The organism is Microbacterium sp. W4I20 (assembly GCF_030816505.1).
GTDB lineage: Bacteria > Actinomycetota > Actinomycetes > Actinomycetales > Microbacteriaceae > Microbacterium.
This window is the reverse complement of sequence record NZ_JAUSYB010000001.1, coordinates 3,696,002-3,712,479: the sequence shown is the minus strand read 5'-3', so window position 1 is coordinate 3,712,479 and position 16,478 is coordinate 3,696,002. Positions and strand designations below refer to the sequence as shown.

Below are 16,478 nucleotides of genomic sequence, written 5' to 3'. Positions count from 1 at the left end.
CCGGGAGCATTTCCCTGTAGACTCGGAGGGTTGCAAAACGGGGTGTGGCGCAGCTTGGTAGCGCGCTTCGTTCGGGACGAAGAGGTCGCAGGTTCAAATCCTGTCACCCCGACCAGTGACACCGGAAGGCCGCCCTGCGGGGCGGCCTTCTCTGTACCGGGAATGCGCGAAAGGGACACATGGGCTCTCTGCTCCCTCCGCCGCGCCGCTTCACACGCGTCTGGGCACTCGTGATCGGCATCCCGTTCCTCGGATCCCTCGCCCTGCTCACCTTGACGCCGGCCCGCATCGAGAACGTGATGCCGAATCTGCTCGACCTCACGCTCGGCGTCATCCATCGGCTCGGCTGGACGGGTCTGGACTTCCATCGCTTCGAGATCATCGCGAACGTCCTGGTGTTCGTGCCGGTGGGCGTCCTCGCGTTCATGCTCCTGCCCCGTCGGGCCTGGCCGCTCACCCTGCTCGTCGGACCGGCCCTGTCCCTCGCGATCGAGGGGGCGCAGCGCATCGCCTTGCCGCACCGAGCAGCGACCGTGACCGACGTGCTCGCCAACTCCGTCGGCGCCACGGCCGGCGTGGTGCTGGCCGTTCTGTGCACGCTCGTCTTCGCACCGCGCCGCTCTTCGGATCCATCTCCTACGCTGGAGGCATCATGACCGCTCCCGCTCTCGTCGCCTTCGACCTCGACGACACGCTTGCTCCGTCCAAGGGCGTGATCGATCTACGCATCGCCGACCTCCTGCGCGCTCTCCTCCGCTCCGTCGACGTCGCCATCATCTCGGGCGGCAACGAGGCGCAGTTCCGCACCCAGGTGATCGCCCGGCTCGGCGATGCGGATGCCGCGGACCTCGCCCGCCTGCACCTGCTGCCCACCTGCGGCACCCGCTATCTCCGGCACGACGGCGCGGACTTCATGCCGGTCTACGCCCATGACCTGAGCGATGAGGAGAAGTCCGCCGCGCTGAACGCCCTTCGCGAGGAGGCCGAACGGCTCGGGCTCTGGGAGCCGGAGCCCTGGGGCGACATCCTCGAGGACCGCGGTTCGCAGATCACCTTCTCGGCCCTCGGGCAGCGAGCACCGCGCGAGGCGAAGCACGAGTGGGACCCGACCGGGTCCAAGCGCGGTGCGCTGCGCGATGCCGTCGCCGCCCGGCTCCCGGGGCTCGAGGTGCGTTCGGGTGGGTCCACCTCGATCGACATCACCCTGGCCGGGATCGACAAGGCCTTCGGCATGCGACAGCTCGCAGAGCACACCGGCATCCCGCTCACCGCCATGCTGTTCTACGGTGACCGCCTCGACGAGGGCGGCAACGACTACCCGGTCCTGGCGATCGGGGTCCCCTCGGTCGCCGTGGAGGGCTGGGAGGACACCGCAGCGAAACTCGAGGCGCTGCTGCCGACGCTCTGAATCGCCGCGGATCCCGCGCCGGCACCTAGCATGGCGTCATGGATCCCCTGCTGATCGTCGTCGTCGTGGCTGCGCTGGCCAGCGCGGCATGCTGGCTGCTCTCGCTGATCACCCGAGACACGTCCTGGGTCGATCGCGCGTGGTCGATCGTTCCCGTCGTCTATGTGTGGATCTTCGTGGCCGGCGCCTTCGTCCAGGGCGAGGGCTCCGTGCGCGCCGTGGTCATGGGACTCCTGGCGACGGCCTGGGGTGTGCGGCTCACGTTCAACTTCGCGCGCAAAGGCGGCTACACCGGCATGGAGGACTACCGGTGGGCGATCCTCCGGCAGCGGATGCGTCCCTGGCAGTTCCAGGTCTTCAACGTGCTGTTCATCATCGGCTACCAGATGACGCTGCTCGTGCTCATCACCCTTCCCGCGTACCTCGCCGCGCAGCATCCGTCGGCGCTCACCGGATGGGACGCCGTCTTCGTGATCGCGTTCTTGGGGTTCCTGATCGGGGAGACGATCGCCGACCAGCAGCAGTGGCTCTTCCACCAGCGGAAGAAGCAGGCGGGTGGCACCCTCGCGCCCGGTTTCGTGACGACCGGGCTGTTCCGCTTCAGCCGCCACCCGAACTTCTTCTTCGAGCAGGCGCAGTGGTGGATGTTCTACGCGATCGGTGCGACGGCCGCAGTGTCGGGCGGCGCCGGCCTCCTCGGCGGAGTGCTGAACAGCACGATCATCGGCGCCGCGCTGCTGACCGTGCTGTTCATCGGATCCACGATCTTCACCGAGTCCCTCACCGCCGGCAAGTACCCGGCCTATGCCGAGTACCGGCGCACCACCTCGATGCTGATCCCCTGGCCTCCCCGGACCCGGGCGGCCGTTCCGCATCGCTGATCGTGGTGTCCGCGATCCGCGCGACGGCGCGCGATCAGCGAGGGACGACCTCGGATGCCGCCCGCGTGACGGGCACGAGCCGCGCGAGCTGCGTGACATGGCCCGGTTCGAGCTCCGCCAGCGAGGCGACCCCGAGCAGGCGCATCGTGCGTTCGATCTCGCTGCGCAGGATCGCGATCGTGCGGTCGACCCCCTGTCGCCCGCCGGCCATCAGCCCGTACAGGTACGCGCGGCCGATGAGGGTGAAGTCGGCGCCCAGTGCGACGGCGGCCACGATATCGGCACCGTTCATGATGCCGGTGTCGATCATCACGGTGAAGTCGTCGCCGACGGCCTTGCGCACCTCGGGGAGCAGGTGGAACGGGATCGGAGCCCGATCGAGCTGGCGCCCGCCGTGGTTCGACAGCACGATGCCGTCGACGCCCTCGTCGCGCAGCCGGAGGGAGTCCTCGACCGTCTGCACGCCCTTGATGACGATCTTGCCGGGCCACAGGTCACGGATCACGGCGAGGTCGTCGTAGCCGATCGTCGGGTCCATCGCGGCATCCAACAACTCCCCGACCGTACCGCCGGTGGTGCTCAGCGACGCGAACTCGAGCTTCGGCGTCGTGAGGAAGTCGAACCACCACCACGGCCGCGGGATGGCATTGATGATCGTCCCCAGAGTGAGCTGCGGTGGGATGCTGAACCCGTTGCGCTTGTCGCGCAGACGGGCGCCTGCCACGGGGGTGTCGACCGTGAACTGCAGGGTGTCGAATCCGGCAGTGGCGGCGCGGCGGGCGAGCTCGTACGAGATCTCGCGATCACGCATCACGTAGAGCTGGAACCAGTTCCTCCCGTGCGGATTCGCCTTCTTCACACCCTCGATCGACGTGGTGCCGAGAGTCGAGAGCGTGAAGGGGATGCCGGCGGCAGCAGCAGCGCCCGCGCCCGCGACCTCTCCCTCGGTCTGCATGAGCCGGGTGAAACCGGTGGGCGCGATGCCGAACGGCAGCGCCGACGGACCACCGAGGATGTCGACGCTCGTGTCGATGGTCGGCGCCGGCCGCAGGATGCCGGGGTGGAACTCGACGTCCTGGAACGCCTGACGCGCGCGGGTGAGGGAGAGCTCGCCCTCCGCCGCGCCGTCTGTGTAATCGAAGGCGGCCTTCGGGGTGCGGCGCTTCGCGATCTTCCGCAGATCGTCGATCGTGAGGGCCGCATCGAGGCGGCGCTTGCGGCCGTCGAGTTCGGGCTTCTTGAACTGCATGAGCTCGAGCAGCTCGCGGGGGTTCGGAACCTGGCGCTGGACCATGGTGTGCCTCTCGGTGTGGTTTCGGTATACCCGTGCGCCCGTCGATGGGAGCCGGAGTTCAGGGAGTCAGAATCTGCGTGTAGTAGTCGGTGATATGCGCGTGGACGATCGCGCGGGCGTCGTCGGCATCGCCCGTATCGATGGCCTCGACCAGCGCGCGATGCTCCCGGCGCAGTCGCGTCGCCATGGCATCCCAATCGACGATCGCGTCGACGCCGCCCTGCACGTAGGACTCGATGGACGAGCGCAGACCGCCCATCATCGCCGCGATCACCGTGTTGCCGCTCCCCTCCGCGAGCGACAGGTGCAGCTGAGCGTCGAGCGCGAGGAACTCAGCCGGGGACAGATCGTCGGCGTCCATCGCCTCGAGCAGGCCATGAGCGACGGAGGTGTCGCGTTCGGGCGAAGCCGCCATCGCGCCGACGACAGCGTCCTCGAGCACGAGACGCGTCTGCACGACATCGGCGAGCGGGAACCCTTGGGCGGCGACCTGCAGCCGCAGCAGGGCCGACATCCCGCCGGTCGGCGTGGCGATGACGATGGCCCCGGACTGCGGGCCCGAACCGGTCGCGGTGCGAATGAGACCCATCACCTCGAGCACCCGGAAGGCCTCGCGCACACTGGAGCGTCCGACGCCGAGTTCCGTGGCGAGGTCCCGCTCCGATGCGAGTCGGTCGCCGGGTCCGAGCCGCCCGTCGAGGAGGTCGCGTTCGATGTGCTCGAGAACGAGGCGCCAGGCGCGTGCAGGCTGCTGCTCCGACATCCGGTCCCCTCGCGTTCGTGTGGTCTGACCACATTAGCGGCTGTGGTCAGACCACGCAAGAGGGCGTGCTAGCGCAGCGCCGTGATGGTGAGAGCGGGGGCTTCAGCCCAGGCGGCCGCCGGACTCCTCGAGATAGCAGGTGCCGCACAGGGACTCGTACGTCGTGAGCTCGGGAGCCGCAGAGCCGTCGGCTCCTTCGTCGATCGCGACCTGGTCGCCGTCGAACACGAACCGGCCCCCGATGACCCGTCCGTTGAACACGGCCTTGCGCCCGCATCGGCAGATCGTCTTGAGCTCTTCGAGCGAGTGCGCGATCGCGAGCAGACGCGCAGAGCCCGGGAAGGCGTGGGTGAGGAAGTCGTTGCGGATGCCGTACGCCATCACAGGTGTGCCATCCTCGACCGCGATCCGGAAGAGATCGTCGACCTGCGACGGGGTGAGGAACTGCGCCTCATCGATGAGGAGGCAGGCCACATCGATCGGACCGCTCGGGATCAGCTCCTCCTCCGCCGAACGCCGGACGCGCTCGCGGTGCTCCGCGAACAGAACCCGCGCATCGTCATCCGGACCGATCAGGAAGTCCACGGCCCGCGTCACGCCGAGGCGGCTGGCGATCTCCGACGCACCCTTGGTGTCGATGGCGGGCTTGGCGAGCAGCACGTGCTGCCCGCGCTCCTCGTAGTTGTAGGCAGCCTGCAGCAGCGAGGTCGACTTCCCGGAGTTCATCGCGCCGTAGCGGAAGTAGAGCTTCGCCACGGTGAGGTCTCAGGCGTTGATGCCGAGGGTGGCAGCCGTCGCTGCGGTGGACTCCTCGGCCAGCGCCGCATCCTTGTTGAGCTTCTCGCCGAAGGTCGGGATCAGCTCCCGCAGCGTGGGCTCCCACCCGGGGTACTGGTCGGGGAAGCAGGTCTCGAGCAGCTGGAGCATGATCGGCACGGCAGTCGAGGCTCCCGGCGACGCACCGAGCAGGCCGGCGATCGAACCATCGGCCGCAGACACGACCTCGGTCCCGAACTGCAGGATGCCGCCCTTCTGGGGATCCTTCTTCATCACCTGCGCGCGCTGACCGGCGTCGATGAGCGTCCAGTCCTCATCCTTCGCGGTCGGCATGAAGGTACGGAGGCTGTCGACCTTCTTCGCGTGGTTCTTCAACAGCTCGCTGACGAGATACGTGATCAGGTCGGGGTTCTTGACCGCGACCTGCAGCATCGGCAGCAGGTTGTGCGGACGGACCTGCGTGACGATGTCGAGCATCGATCCGTTCTTGAGGAACTTCGGGCTGAACGTGGCGAACGGCCCGAACATCAGCGAGGCCTCGCCGCCGACCACCCGGGTGTCGAGGTGCGGCACCGACATGGGCGGTGCGCCGACCGACGCCTGCGAATACACCTTCGCCTTGTGCTGCTCGACGACCTTCGGGTTCGTGGTCTTCAGGAACTGACCACCGATCGGGAAGACGCCGTAGCCCTTGATCTCGGGGATGCCGGAGTTCTGCAGCAGCTTGAGGGCCCATCCGCCGGCACCGACGAAGACGAAGCGGGCCTTCACCTGGTTCGGCGTGCGGCCGATGGTCGTGCGGTAGTTGACCAGCCAGCCGCCGTCCTTCTGCTTCTTCAAGTTGCGGACCTCGTGGTTCGTGCGCAGCACGACACCGGAGTCCGTGAGGTGGTCGAAGAGCTGATGGGTCAGCGCGCCGAAGTCGACGTCGGTGCCGGCCGGCACGCGGGTCGCGGCGAACGGCTCGCCCTTGCGACGCTGCTGCATGAGCAGCGGCGCCCACTTGTTGATGACGCGCGAGTCCTCGCTGTACTCGATGCCCGCGAACAGGGGCTGCTCCTTGAGCACCTCGTAGCGCTTCTTGAGGTACGCGACGTCCTTCTCGCCGCGGACGAAGGTCATGTGCGGCGTGGCGTTGATGAACGTCGACGGCGCGTCGAGCACGCCCTTGTCGACCAGCGACGACCAGAACTGGCGGCTCTGCTGGAACTGCTCGTTGATTGAGACGGCCTTGGCAGGATCGAGCGGCGCATCGCCCTGCTGCGGCATGTAGTTCAGCTCGCACAGCGCGGCATGGCCGGTGCCGGCGTTGTTCCAGGGGTTCGAGCTCTCCTGGCCCACATCGGAGAGTCGCTCGAAGGCGACGATCTTCCACTCCGGCTGCAGTTCGTGCAGCAGAGTACCCAGGGTGGCGCTCATGATGCCACCGCCGATCAGGACGACATCGACGTTTTCAGTCACCAGAACAGTCTAGTTCGCGGTCGCGACACGGCAGACCATGGGGCGGATGCGGAAGACTCCCGGCGAAACGAGAGGAGGAGGAAGAGGAGGCGACGTCAGGCGGTGACGGCGAGGCGCTCGGCGAGCACCTCGGCGATCTGCACCGCGTTGAGCGCCGCGCCCTTGCGCAGGTTGTCGTTGCTGATGAACAGCACGAGCCCCTTGCCCTCGGGGGCGGACTGGTCGGCGCGGATGCGGCCGACGAAGCTCGGGTCCTTGCCCGCGGCCTGCAGGGGGGTCGGCACCTCGTCGAGGACGACGCCGGGAGCGGAAGACAGCACCTCGGCGGCGCGCTGCGGGGTGATGTCGCGCGCGAACTCGACGTTGATCGAGAGCGAGTGACCGGTGAAGACCGGAACGCGTACGCAGGTACCGGCGACGCGGAGATCGGGGAGTTCGAGGATCTTGCGGCTCTCGTTGCGGAGCTTCTTCTCCTCGTCGGTCTCGTTCTGGCCGTCGTCGACCAGGTTTCCCGCGAACGGGATGACATCGAAGGCGATCGGGGCGACGTACTTCTCGGGCTCCGGGAAGTCGATCGCGGAGCCGTCGTGCACCAGGCGGAGCGTGTCGCCCTGCGCGAGGACGCCCTCGATCTGACCGAGGAGCTCCTGGGCGCCCGCGAGACCCGACCCGGAGACGGCCTGGTAGGTCGAGACGATCAGGCGCTCGAGCCCGGCTTCGGCGTGCAGCGCCTTGAGCACGGGCATCGCCGCCATGGTCGTGCAGTTCGGGTTCGCGATGATGCCCTTGGGGCGGTCGTCGATCGCATGCGGGTTGACCTCGCTCACGACGAGGGGAACCTCGGGGTCGTTGCGCCAGGCGCTGGAGTTGTCGACGACGACAGCACCGGCTGCGGCGAATCGGGGCGCGTAGGCGCGGCTCGCGGTGGCGCCGGCGGAGAAGAGCGCGATGTCGATGCCCGCGGCATCCGCCGACTCGACATCCTCGACGATGACGGTCACGCCGCCGTACTCGATGGCCGTTCCGGCCGAGCGCGACGACGAGAACAGCCGCAGCTCGCGGATCGGGAACGACCGCTCGGCGAGAATCTCGCGCATGACGGTGCCGACCTGGCCGGTGGCGCCGACGATGGCGACGGAGAGTCCTGATTCGGAGATGCGGGTCATGATGTTCCTTGGCGTCGTGCGGGGCTGCGTACGAAGCGTCGGGCGCAGCGTCGGGGTGCGGATGCCGCGCCTGGCGCCGGTGTCAGGGTTGCGGCGAGTCTACCGCGCTCGCAGCGAGGCAAAGGCGGCAGGGTCGGGCTGTCAGCGGCCGGTACCGGCGTGGACGGTCGCCTCGGCGTCGCCGTCGAGGCCATAAGCGGTGTGCACAGTGCGGGCGGCCTCGGCGAGGTCGTCGCCACGCAGCACGACCGAGATGCGGATCTCCGAAGTCGAGATCATCTCGATGTTGATGCCGCCCTCCGACAGCGCCTCGAACAGCGTCGCCGACACCCCGGAGTGCGTGCGCATGCCCGCGCCGACGACCGAGAGCTTGCCGATCTGGTCGTCGTGCACGAGGTTTTGGAAGCCGACCTCGGACTGCTCGGCCGCGAGAGCCTTGAGTGCTGCCGCAGCATCCGCCTTGGGAACGGTGAACGAGATGTCGGTGCGTCCGGTCGCCGACACGTTCTGCACGATCATGTCGACGTTGGCACCGGACTTGGCCACGATCTTGAAGATGTCCGCGGCCTTGCCCGGCACGTCGGGAACACCGGCGACGGTGATCTTGGCGTGGCTGAAGTCGGTGGCGACACCGGCGACGATGGGCTCTTCCATGACTGCTCCCTCGGCTTCGCGGGGGTTGTTCATACCCTCGCCCAGAACGTACGTGCCCTCGGCCGACGAGAAGGTCGACCGGGCGTGGATCAGGACGCCGTGACGGCGTGCGTACTCGACGGCGCGGATGTAGAGCACCTTGGCGCCGTTGGCGGCGAGCTCGAGCATCTCCTCCGTGGAGACGTGGTCGAGCTTCTGCGCCTTCGGAACGACTCGAGGGTCGGCGGTGAAGACGCCGTCGACGTCGCTGTAGATCTCGCAGACGTCGGCGTCGAGCGCTGCCGCCAGGGCGACGGCCGTCGTGTCGGAGCCGCCGCGACCGAGCGTCGTGATGTCGCGCGTGTCGCGGTTGAAGCCCTGGAAGCCGGCGACGATCACGATCGCGCCCTCATCGAGCGCCTCGCGCAGGCGCACCGGCGTGACGTCGACGATGCGCGCGGCGCCGTGCTGCGAATCGGTGATCATGCCGGCCTGGCTGCCGGTGAACGACCGAGCCTCGAAACCCATCGAGTGGATCGCCATCGCGAGCAGCGCCATCGAGATGCGCTCACCGCTGGAGAGCAGCATGTCGAGTTCGCGCGGGGCAGGGATCGGCGCGACCTGGTTCGCGAGCTCGAGGAGCTCATCCGTCGTGTCGCCCATGGCGCTCACGGCGACGACGACGTCGTGACCTGCTCGTCGGGTGTCGACGATGCGCTTGGCGACGCGCTTGATGCTCTCTGCGTCGGCGACGGACGAGCCGCCGTACTTCTGCACGATGAGGGCCACGTTCACTCCCTGGGATGTCGGGCGGATCCGCCCACGCTCATTCTACGATCGGCCCATATGCTCGGCCGTGCATGTGACGGATTCGGCGCTGTCGCCGTGCTGCTCACGGAGCAGGCGGAAGCGTCGCCGCGGCCGGGCTCGTGGCAGGGAGCGGAGCGGATGCCGCGGGTCGCAGCCGCCCGCCGGTCCCGGCGAACCAGCATCCGGCGATGATCAGCGGGAAGCCGATCAGGAGGCCGGGCGTGAGCGGCTCGGACAGCACGATCGCGCCGAGGATGATCGCGACCACGGGGTTGACGTAGGTGAACAGCGGGGCGCGCACCGGACCCACCTCGCGGATGAGCGCGAAGAACGCGAGGAAGGCGACGGCGGTGCAGATCACAGCGAGGGCGAGCAACGCGCCGAGCGACGGCAGCGTCGGCACCTCGTGCTGGGTGAGCAGACCGATCGGGAGGTAGATGATCCCGATCATGAGCAGCGAGAGCGTGATCGTCCCCATCGAGGGAACGTCGGCGAGCTTGCGGGCCACGATGAACGGAGCGATCGCGTAGAGGATGGCGACGAGCAGCACCTCTCCGGCGGCGAGCAGGCTGACCTCCCCGCCGAACAGCCCCGGTCCTGCGACCACGATCGCGACGCCCACGAAGCCGATGAGGAGTCCGATCCCCCGCGCGGGGCGGAGCACGCCGCGATCGCCGCCGCCGAGTGCGATCAGCGCGGCGAACAGCGGCACGGTGGCGACCAGCAGACCGGTCATGCCGGACGGAAGCGTGATCTCGGCGTGCCCGAGGAGGACGAAGGGCCCCGCCATCTCGACGAGCCCGAAGAGGAGCACCCACGGCCAGTGCTTCAGGGCCGTGCGTAGGGCTCCGCCGCGGAAGGCGAACGGCAACAGGAGGAGCGCGGCGATGAGTGTGCGACCGGCCACGATCGCGGGCGGCGACAGCGATTCGACCGCGATGCTGATGAACAGGTAGGGCACGCCCCACAGCATCGCCATCGCGCCGAAGAGCAGCCAGCCACGACGGGAGAACCCGCCCTGGGCGTTCACAGGACGCGCCGGCCCTCGAAGGCTCGGCCGAGCGTGACCTCGTCGGCGTACTCGAGGTCGCCGCCGACGGGGAGCCCCGAGGCCAGGCGCGACACGGTGATCTGCATCGTGGTGAGCAGCCTGCTGAGATAGCTCGCCGTCGCCTCGCCCTCGAGGTTGGGGTTCGTCGCCAGGATGACCTCCTGCACCGTGCCGTCCGCGAGACGGGTCATGAGCTGGGCGATGCGCAGGTCGTCGGGCCCGATGCCGGCGATGGGGCTGATCACACCGCCGAGCACGTGATACAGGCCGCGGAACTCCCGCGTGCGCTCGATGGCCGCGACGTCCTTCGCATCCTCGACGACGCAGATCAGCGCCTGGCTGCGTCGCGGGTCACGGCAGATTGCACAGCGCTCCTGCTCGGCGACGTTTCCGCAGATCTCACAGAATCGCACGCGGATGCGGACTTCGGTGAGGAGTTCGGAGAGGCGCGCGACGTCGAACGTCGGCGTCTGCAGGATGTGGAACGCGATGCGCTGCGCCGACTTCGGTCCGATGCCGGGGAGTCGGCCGAACTCGTCGATCAGCTCTTGAACGATGCCGTCGTACATCAGGAGAACCTCGTCGGGGGCTCGTAGGGCTCTTCGCGCAGGAACGTCGCGCCGAGCACCTGGCGGATCACGGCCTCGCCGTAGCGCTGCACTCCCCCGATGGAGGGGGCGCGCTCGGTCACCACCGGTGAGGCGGAGGGCGCGGCGCGGGGAGGTTGCGGAGCGGTCGCGGCCGGCGCGTCGCGCCGCACGGCCGTGGTCGCGTGCGTGGACATCGTCGCCTGCGTCGACACGGCAGCCTGGCTGGGCACGAGTGGCCCCTGGCGCGGTGCGGGCGGTTCGTACGACGGATCGTACGGAGGCTCGTCATCGAAGGCGGGCGCCTCGTCGTCGCCGGGGAGCGGCGGCTCGTCGCGGTCGACGATGCCGTCTGCCGGAGGGACCGGAGCGGATGCTGCCGCCTCGACCTCTTCGGGCTCGTCGTCGACCGGAAGCGGAGCGGCCGGTGCCGGGGGCGCGCTCGGCGGTTCCTCCGCCGTGGGGATCGGTGCGACCGCCCACTCGGTGACGCTGGATGCCGACTGGCCGAGGACCTTCGGGCGGGATGATCCCGCTGACGCAGGCTCCGATGCAGGGGCGGCGTCGGCGGCGGTCGGCGGGGCCGATGCCGCCGGCTGGCGCGGAGCACCCCCGGACGCACCGCCCCCCGACGGCATCGGCGCCGGCACGTACTTCACGCGGACGCCGAGCTCTTGCTCGATCGCCGTGCGCAAGTGATCGGACGGACCGGATCCGGGCGTCGTGCCCTTGAACTTCCCCACATCGTGCTGGCTCGTGAAGCCGAGAGTCAGCACCTCGGTGTCGGTCACGTACGCCAGCGGCTGCACGGCGGTGGCGAGCAGCCAGGAGGTTCGGCTGATGCCCTCGAGACGGGTCAGCACGGCGGGCCACGCGGCGAGGACGCTGGCGAGCGTGACGGGTCCTCGCGGCGACGCGGCGGCAGCGGCCGGCTCGGCGGCGGCCGGCTCGGCGGCGACCGGTTCTTCGGCGGCGACCGGTTCCGGGGCGGTCGGCTTCGCGGCGGGGGCCGGCGCTGGGGCTGCCACAGATGCCGTTGCCTGCGCCGCCGCTGCCGGCGCAGCCGCAGGGGTTGCCGCGCGTTCCGGCGCGGCGGCCGGTGTACGCGTCGGTGCCGCTGCCGCAGCTGTCGGCGCCGCAGCCGCGGCATCCGTCGCTCCGGCGAGCACGCGCGCGACCATGAGCTCGAGGTGGAGGCGAGGCGAGGTCGCCCCGGACATGTCGTCGAGAGCCGCGCTCACGACGTCGGCCGTGCGCGACAGGCGCGCCGAGCCGAAGGCCGCCGCCTGACCGCGCATGCGCTCCAGGTCGTCTTCGGCGATGCCGCGCAGCACGGCGGATGCTCCCGCACCGACGGCCGCGATGACGATGAGGTCGCGCAGGCGCTCGAGCAGGTCGTCGACGAATCGCCGAGGGTCCTGGCCCGTCTGCACGACGCGGTCGATCGCCGGGAAGGCGGCTGCGGCGTCACCCGCGGCCAGCGCGTCGACGATCTCGTCGAGCAGTGCCCCGTGCGTGTAGCCGAGCAGCGACACCGCGCGGGCGTAGCCGACGGTGACCGTCTCGGATCCGGCAGGCGCGTCGGAACCGGCGATCAGCTGATCGAGCAGCGACAGGGTGTCTCGGGGCGATCCGCCGCCGGCGCGGACGACGAGGGGAAGCACGCCCTGCTCGACGATCACGCCCTCTTCGCCGCACAGCTTCGCGACGTACTCGAGCATCGCCGCGGGCGGCACGAGACGGAACGGGTAGTGGTGCGTGCGCGAGCGGATGGTGCCGAGCACCTTCTCGGGCTCGGTGGTCGCGAAGATGAACTTGACGTGCTCCGGCGGCTCTTCGACGAGCTTCAGCAGCGCGTTGAACCCCTGCGGGGTGACCATGTGCGCCTCGTCGAGGATGAAGATCTTGTAGCGGTCGCGGCTCGGGGCGAACGTCGCCCGTTCACGCAGGTCGCGGGCATCATCGACGCCGTTGTGGCTCGCCGCGTCGATCTCGACCACGTCGAGCGACCCGCCGCCGGCGCGCGACAGCTCGACGCAGCTGTCGCACGTGCCGCACGGGGTGTCGGTCGGGCCGGCCGCGCAGTTCAGGCAGCGCGCCAGGATGCGCGCCGATGTCGTCTTGCCGCACCCGCGCGGTCCGGAGAAGAGATAAGCGTGGCCGACGCGGTCGCCGCGCAGCGCGGTCATCAGGGGATCGGTCACCTGCGACTGCCCGATCATCTCGCCGAACGTCTCGGGTCGGTAGCGGCGGTACAGGGCTGTGGTCACCTTGACAGCCTACGGCGTGCCGCCGACACTCGGCGGGTCGTCGGATCAGTCGACGGACTCGATGATCGGGATCGCCGTCGTGATGACCGGAACGGACGCGGAGAGCCGTGTGCCGTCCTCCCGCAACGCGTCGGCGAACTGCCGCAGCGTCGGACGCCCGGGGATGATCGGCCCCTGATCGGCCAGCGGCACCACGACCGCTTCGTCGGCGGTCGCGATGTAGGCCTCCTCGCGCACCGTGAAGGGCACCGGGGCACCGCTGCGTACGCGCACCTGCAGCTCGTCCTTCGTCAGGGTGACCTGCAGATCAGAGCCCTGCCACTGCAGCGGGAACGACAGCGAGGGCCAGCCGGCGGGGAGCCGCGGGTCGAAGCTGAGCTCGCCCGCGTAGTCGCGCATCCCGCCGAACCCGCAGACGAGCGCGGTCCACACGCCGCCGGCGGAGGCGACGTGCACGCCGTCGGCCGCGTTGTGGTGCAGGTCATGCAGGTCGACGAAGAGCGACTGCTCGAAGTACCGCTGCGCGAGGTCCTGGTAGCCGACCTCTGCCGCGAGGATCGACTGCACGACGGCCGACAGAGTCGAGTCGCCCGTCGTCAGCGGGTCGTAGTAGTCGAAGTCGGCCTTCTTCTCCTCGGGCGTGAAGTGGTTGCCCTGCAGGAACAGCGCCAGCACGACGTCAGCCTGCTTGAGCACCTGGAACCGGTAGATCACCAGCGGGTGGAAGTGGAGCAGCAGCGGCCTCTGATCGGCCGGCGTCTGCGCGAGATCCCAGACCTCGCGCTCGAGGAACAGGGAATCCTGCGGATGGATGCCGAGGGCCTCGCTGTACGGGATGAACATGGCCTCGGCCGCACGCTCCCAGGCCTCGGCTTCGCCCGCTCCGAGTCCGGTGCGCTCGACGAGCCGGAGGTACTCCTCGGGGTACGTCTCCTCGATCTCGCGCACGATCCTCGCCGCGTACCGCAGGTTGTACCGCGCCATGACGTTCGTGTAGAGGTTGTCGTTCACCACCGTCGTGTACTCGTCGGGGCCGGTGACGCCGTGGATGTGGAACGTCTCGAGGCCGTCGCCCGCCTGCGGCTCTCCGACGAGCCGGGACGCCCGCCAGAAGCCGAGGGTCGCCCACAGGCGCGCGGTCTCGATCGCGATGTCCGCACCTTCTCGGCGGAGGAAGTCCTCGTCGCCGGTGGCGCGCACGTACTTGCCGAGCGCGAAGCTCACGTCGGCGTTGATGTGGTACTGCGCGGTGCCGGCGGCGTAATACGCCGAGGCCTCCTCGCCGTTGATGGTGCGCCAGGGGAACAGCGCCCCCGCCTCGTTGAGCTGACCGGCGCGCCGACGCGCGGCGGGAAGCATCTGCACGCGGGCGCGGAGCGCGTTGCGCGCCCACTGCGGAGACGTGTAGGTGAGGAACGGGAGCACGTAGATCTCGGTGTCCCAGAAGTAGTGCCCGCTGTAGCCCGAGCCGGAGACGCCCTTCGCGGGGACTCCGGTGCCGTCGGCGCGTGCGGCGGCCTGGGCCAGCTGCAGCAGGCACCAGCGGGTCGCCTGCTGGATGTCGTCGCGGCCGCCGATCTGCACGTCGCTGCGCTCCCAGAACGCGGCGAGCCACTTCTCCTGCTGCCGGAACTGGGTCTCGACGCCCTCGACGGTGACCCGGTCGAGAGAGCGGCGGCACCGGTCGACGAGTTCGCGCGGCGGAACGCCGCGCGAGGTGTGATAGCTGACGAGCTTGGTGATACGGATCGGCACGCCGGCCTTAGCCTGCACGCGGAAGACATTCTTCGCGATGTCGCCCTCGATCAGTTTCCGGGCGTCGTATTCGTTCTCGGTCTCGATGATGTGATCGGCGACGACGGCGACCGTCATGCCGGAATCGGCGACCCGGTACGACAGTGCCGCGCGCAGTCCGTCCTGCCAGAACTCGTCGGGTTGCAGCACGCGATCGGCGATCTTCTCCGACTTGCGGGGATCGAATCCGCCCTTCTTCTGGGCGGAGACCGGGGTGCCGGCGTAGACGTTGCCGCCGTCCTGGCGGTTGAGCAGCTGGCAGCTGATCGTCACCGGAGCGTCGGAGTTCTCGACCGTGACCTCCAGCCGGAGGATCGCGAGGTGGCGCTCCTCGAAGCTGACGATGCGCTCGTCGCGGATGCGGACGCGCTTGCCCGACGGGGTCTCCCACACGACCACGCGCTCGAGGACACCGGTGCGCATGTCGAGCGTGCGCTGGTACTCGCGCACGTCCGCCTCGTCAAACGAAATCGGCTCGTCATCGACGTACACGCGCATGATCTTGGCGTCGGGTGCGTTGACGATGGTCTGCCCGACCTCGGCGAAGCCGTACGCCTGTTCCGCGTGACGGATCGGCCAGGTCTCATGCAGACCGTTGATGAACGTGCCGTGCTCGTGCGCACCACGGCCCTCGATGTGGTTGCCGCGCAGACCGAGGTAGCCGTTGCCGACGGTGAACAGCGTCTCCCCCACGCCCTCCTCGGAGTAGCTCGTCTCGATGAGACGCCACGGGTCGACGGGGAAGCGGTCGCGGTCGATCATGCGGTCTCCGAGGTGTTGTCGCGGGTGTCGGTGCGGGTGTTGTCACGGGTGTCGTTAAGCAGGACGGCGAGGTCGTCGACGACCACGGTTGCACCGGCGGTGCGCAGTGCGTCGGCACCGGTGCCGCGATCGACGCCGATGACGATCGCGATGCCCGCTGCGGCAGCGGACGCTGCGCCGGAAGTGGCGTCCTCGACGGCGACGGCCCGCGCAGGCTCGACGCCGAGGGCGACGGCGCCCGCCGCGAACATGTCGGCTGCGGGCTTCGACGCGAGACCTTCGCGCTCGGCCACGACGCCGTCGACGACGATCGAGAAGAAGGAGCGGATGCCGGCGGCGCCGAGCACCTCTTCGGCGTTCTTCGAGCTCGAGACCACTCCGAGCGGGACGCCGGCGGCATGCAGAGCCTCGACGAGGGCGAGGGAACCCGGATACGGCGCGATGCCCTCACCCCGCAGCGAGATCGCGAACGCGGCGTTCTTGCGGTTGCCGATGCCGCAGATCGTCTCGGCCTCCGGCTCGTCGTCGACCTCACCCCAGGGCACCTCGACGTTGCGGCTGTGCAGCAGGCTGGCGACGCCGTCGTAGCGCTTCTTGCCGTCGACATAGTCGTAGTAATCGGCATCCGTGTACGGAGGCGTGATGCCCCACCGCTCGAAGACGTCGTCGAAGACGACCTTCCACGCCCGCATGTGCACCTCGGCGGTCGGCGTGAGCACGCCGTCGAGGTCGAAGAGCACACCGTCGGCATGGAACAGATCGGGCAGGGCTTCGGGCACAGGAGCCTCCAGGAGAAGGGGCGATGAGAGTTCGGCACCTCT

14 protein-coding genes and 1 tRNA gene are annotated in these 16,478 nt (G+C 69.2%); 4 read left to right on the top strand and 11 right to left on the bottom strand.

Annotation, left to right across the window (positions count from 1 at the left end):
* The first annotated feature begins 38 nt into the window (after positions 1 to 38).
* The 4 genes from QFZ21_RS18055 to QFZ21_RS18040 all read left to right on the top strand — a co-directional run bounded on the left by QFZ21_RS18055 (position 39) and on the right by QFZ21_RS18040 (position 2,289).
* Positions 39 to 115: transfer RNA gene (locus QFZ21_RS18055), tRNA-Pro, on the top strand.
* Positions 116 to 179: 64 nt separating this feature from the next.
* On the top strand, positions 180 to 656 hold the full coding sequence (locus QFZ21_RS18050) for a VanZ family protein (protein ID WP_307380291.1): 477 nt from the start codon (positions 180 to 182) through the stop codon (positions 654 to 656).
* A complete protein-coding gene (locus QFZ21_RS18045; protein ID WP_307380288.1) occupies positions 653 to 1,408 on the top strand; it encodes an HAD-IIB family hydrolase in 756 nt (251 codons plus the stop codon). Before QFZ21_RS18050 ends, QFZ21_RS18045 begins: the two co-directional genes overlap by 4 nt.
* Positions 1,409 to 1,446: 38 nt before the next feature.
* A complete protein-coding gene (locus QFZ21_RS18040; RefSeq protein WP_307380286.1) occupies positions 1,447 to 2,289 on the top strand; it encodes a DUF1295 domain-containing protein in 843 nt (280 codons plus the stop codon).
* Between the two features lie 34 nt (positions 2,290 to 2,323).
* Here QFZ21_RS18040 and QFZ21_RS18035 read toward each other — a convergent pair whose 3' ends face one another.
* The 11 genes from QFZ21_RS18035 to QFZ21_RS17985 form a co-directional block, all read right to left on the bottom strand.
* Positions 2,324 to 3,583, bottom strand: coding sequence for an alpha-hydroxy acid oxidase (locus tag QFZ21_RS18035; protein ID WP_307380284.1), 1,260 nt, complete (start codon positions 3,581 to 3,583; stop codon positions 2,324 to 2,326).
* Between the two features lie 58 nt (positions 3,584 to 3,641).
* Positions 3,642 to 4,346 (bottom strand): FadR/GntR family transcriptional regulator, encoded by a 705-nt coding sequence (locus QFZ21_RS18030; protein WP_307380283.1) that lies wholly within the window; start codon positions 4,344 to 4,346, stop codon positions 3,642 to 3,644.
* A 102-nt stretch (positions 4,347 to 4,448) separates the two neighbouring features.
* On the bottom strand, positions 4,449 to 5,102 hold the full coding sequence (locus QFZ21_RS18025; protein WP_307380280.1) for a thymidine kinase: 654 nt from the start codon (positions 5,100 to 5,102) through the stop codon (positions 4,449 to 4,451).
* A 9-nt stretch (positions 5,103 to 5,111) separates the two neighbouring features.
* Positions 5,112 to 6,584 carry a malate:quinone oxidoreductase gene (locus QFZ21_RS18020; protein ID WP_373426029.1) on the bottom strand — a complete coding sequence of 491 codons (1,473 nt, stop codon included), beginning with the start codon at positions 6,582 to 6,584 and terminating at the stop codon, positions 5,112 to 5,114.
* A 95-nt stretch (positions 6,585 to 6,679) separates the two neighbouring features.
* Positions 6,680 to 7,750 carry an aspartate-semialdehyde dehydrogenase gene (locus QFZ21_RS18015; protein WP_307380278.1) on the bottom strand — a complete coding sequence of 357 codons (1,071 nt, stop codon included), beginning with the start codon at positions 7,748 to 7,750 and terminating at the stop codon, positions 6,680 to 6,682.
* 141 nt (positions 7,751 to 7,891) lie between these two features.
* Positions 7,892 to 9,172: an aspartate kinase gene (locus QFZ21_RS18010; protein ID WP_307380277.1), complete on the bottom strand. Its 1,281-nt coding sequence runs from the start codon at positions 9,170 to 9,172 to the stop codon at positions 7,892 to 7,894.
* A gap of 103 nt (positions 9,173 to 9,275) precedes the next feature.
* Complete coding sequence (locus QFZ21_RS18005) at positions 9,276 to 10,223, bottom strand: DMT family transporter (protein WP_307380275.1); 948 nt, start codon at positions 10,221 to 10,223, stop codon at positions 9,276 to 9,278.
* On the bottom strand, positions 10,220 to 10,813 hold the full coding sequence (gene recR / locus QFZ21_RS18000; RefSeq protein WP_307380274.1) for a recombination mediator RecR: 594 nt from the start codon (positions 10,811 to 10,813) through the stop codon (positions 10,220 to 10,222). The genes QFZ21_RS18005 and recR overlap by 4 nt, the downstream gene beginning before the upstream one ends.
* Positions 10,813 to 13,101, bottom strand: coding sequence for a DNA polymerase III subunit gamma and tau (locus QFZ21_RS17995; RefSeq protein ID WP_307380271.1), 2,289 nt, complete (start codon positions 13,099 to 13,101; stop codon positions 10,813 to 10,815). Before QFZ21_RS17995 ends, recR begins: the two co-directional genes overlap by 1 nt.
* 45 nt (positions 13,102 to 13,146) lie before the next feature.
* Positions 13,147 to 15,657 (bottom strand): glycoside hydrolase family 65 protein, encoded by a 2,511-nt coding sequence (locus QFZ21_RS17990; protein ID WP_307380269.1) that lies wholly within the window; start codon positions 15,655 to 15,657, stop codon positions 13,147 to 13,149.
* A complete protein-coding gene (locus QFZ21_RS17985; RefSeq protein ID WP_307380267.1) occupies positions 15,654 to 16,436 on the bottom strand; it encodes an HAD family phosphatase in 783 nt (260 codons plus the stop codon). The genes QFZ21_RS17990 and QFZ21_RS17985 overlap by 4 nt, the downstream gene beginning before the upstream one ends.
* Positions 16,437 to 16,478 lie beyond the last annotated feature (42 nt).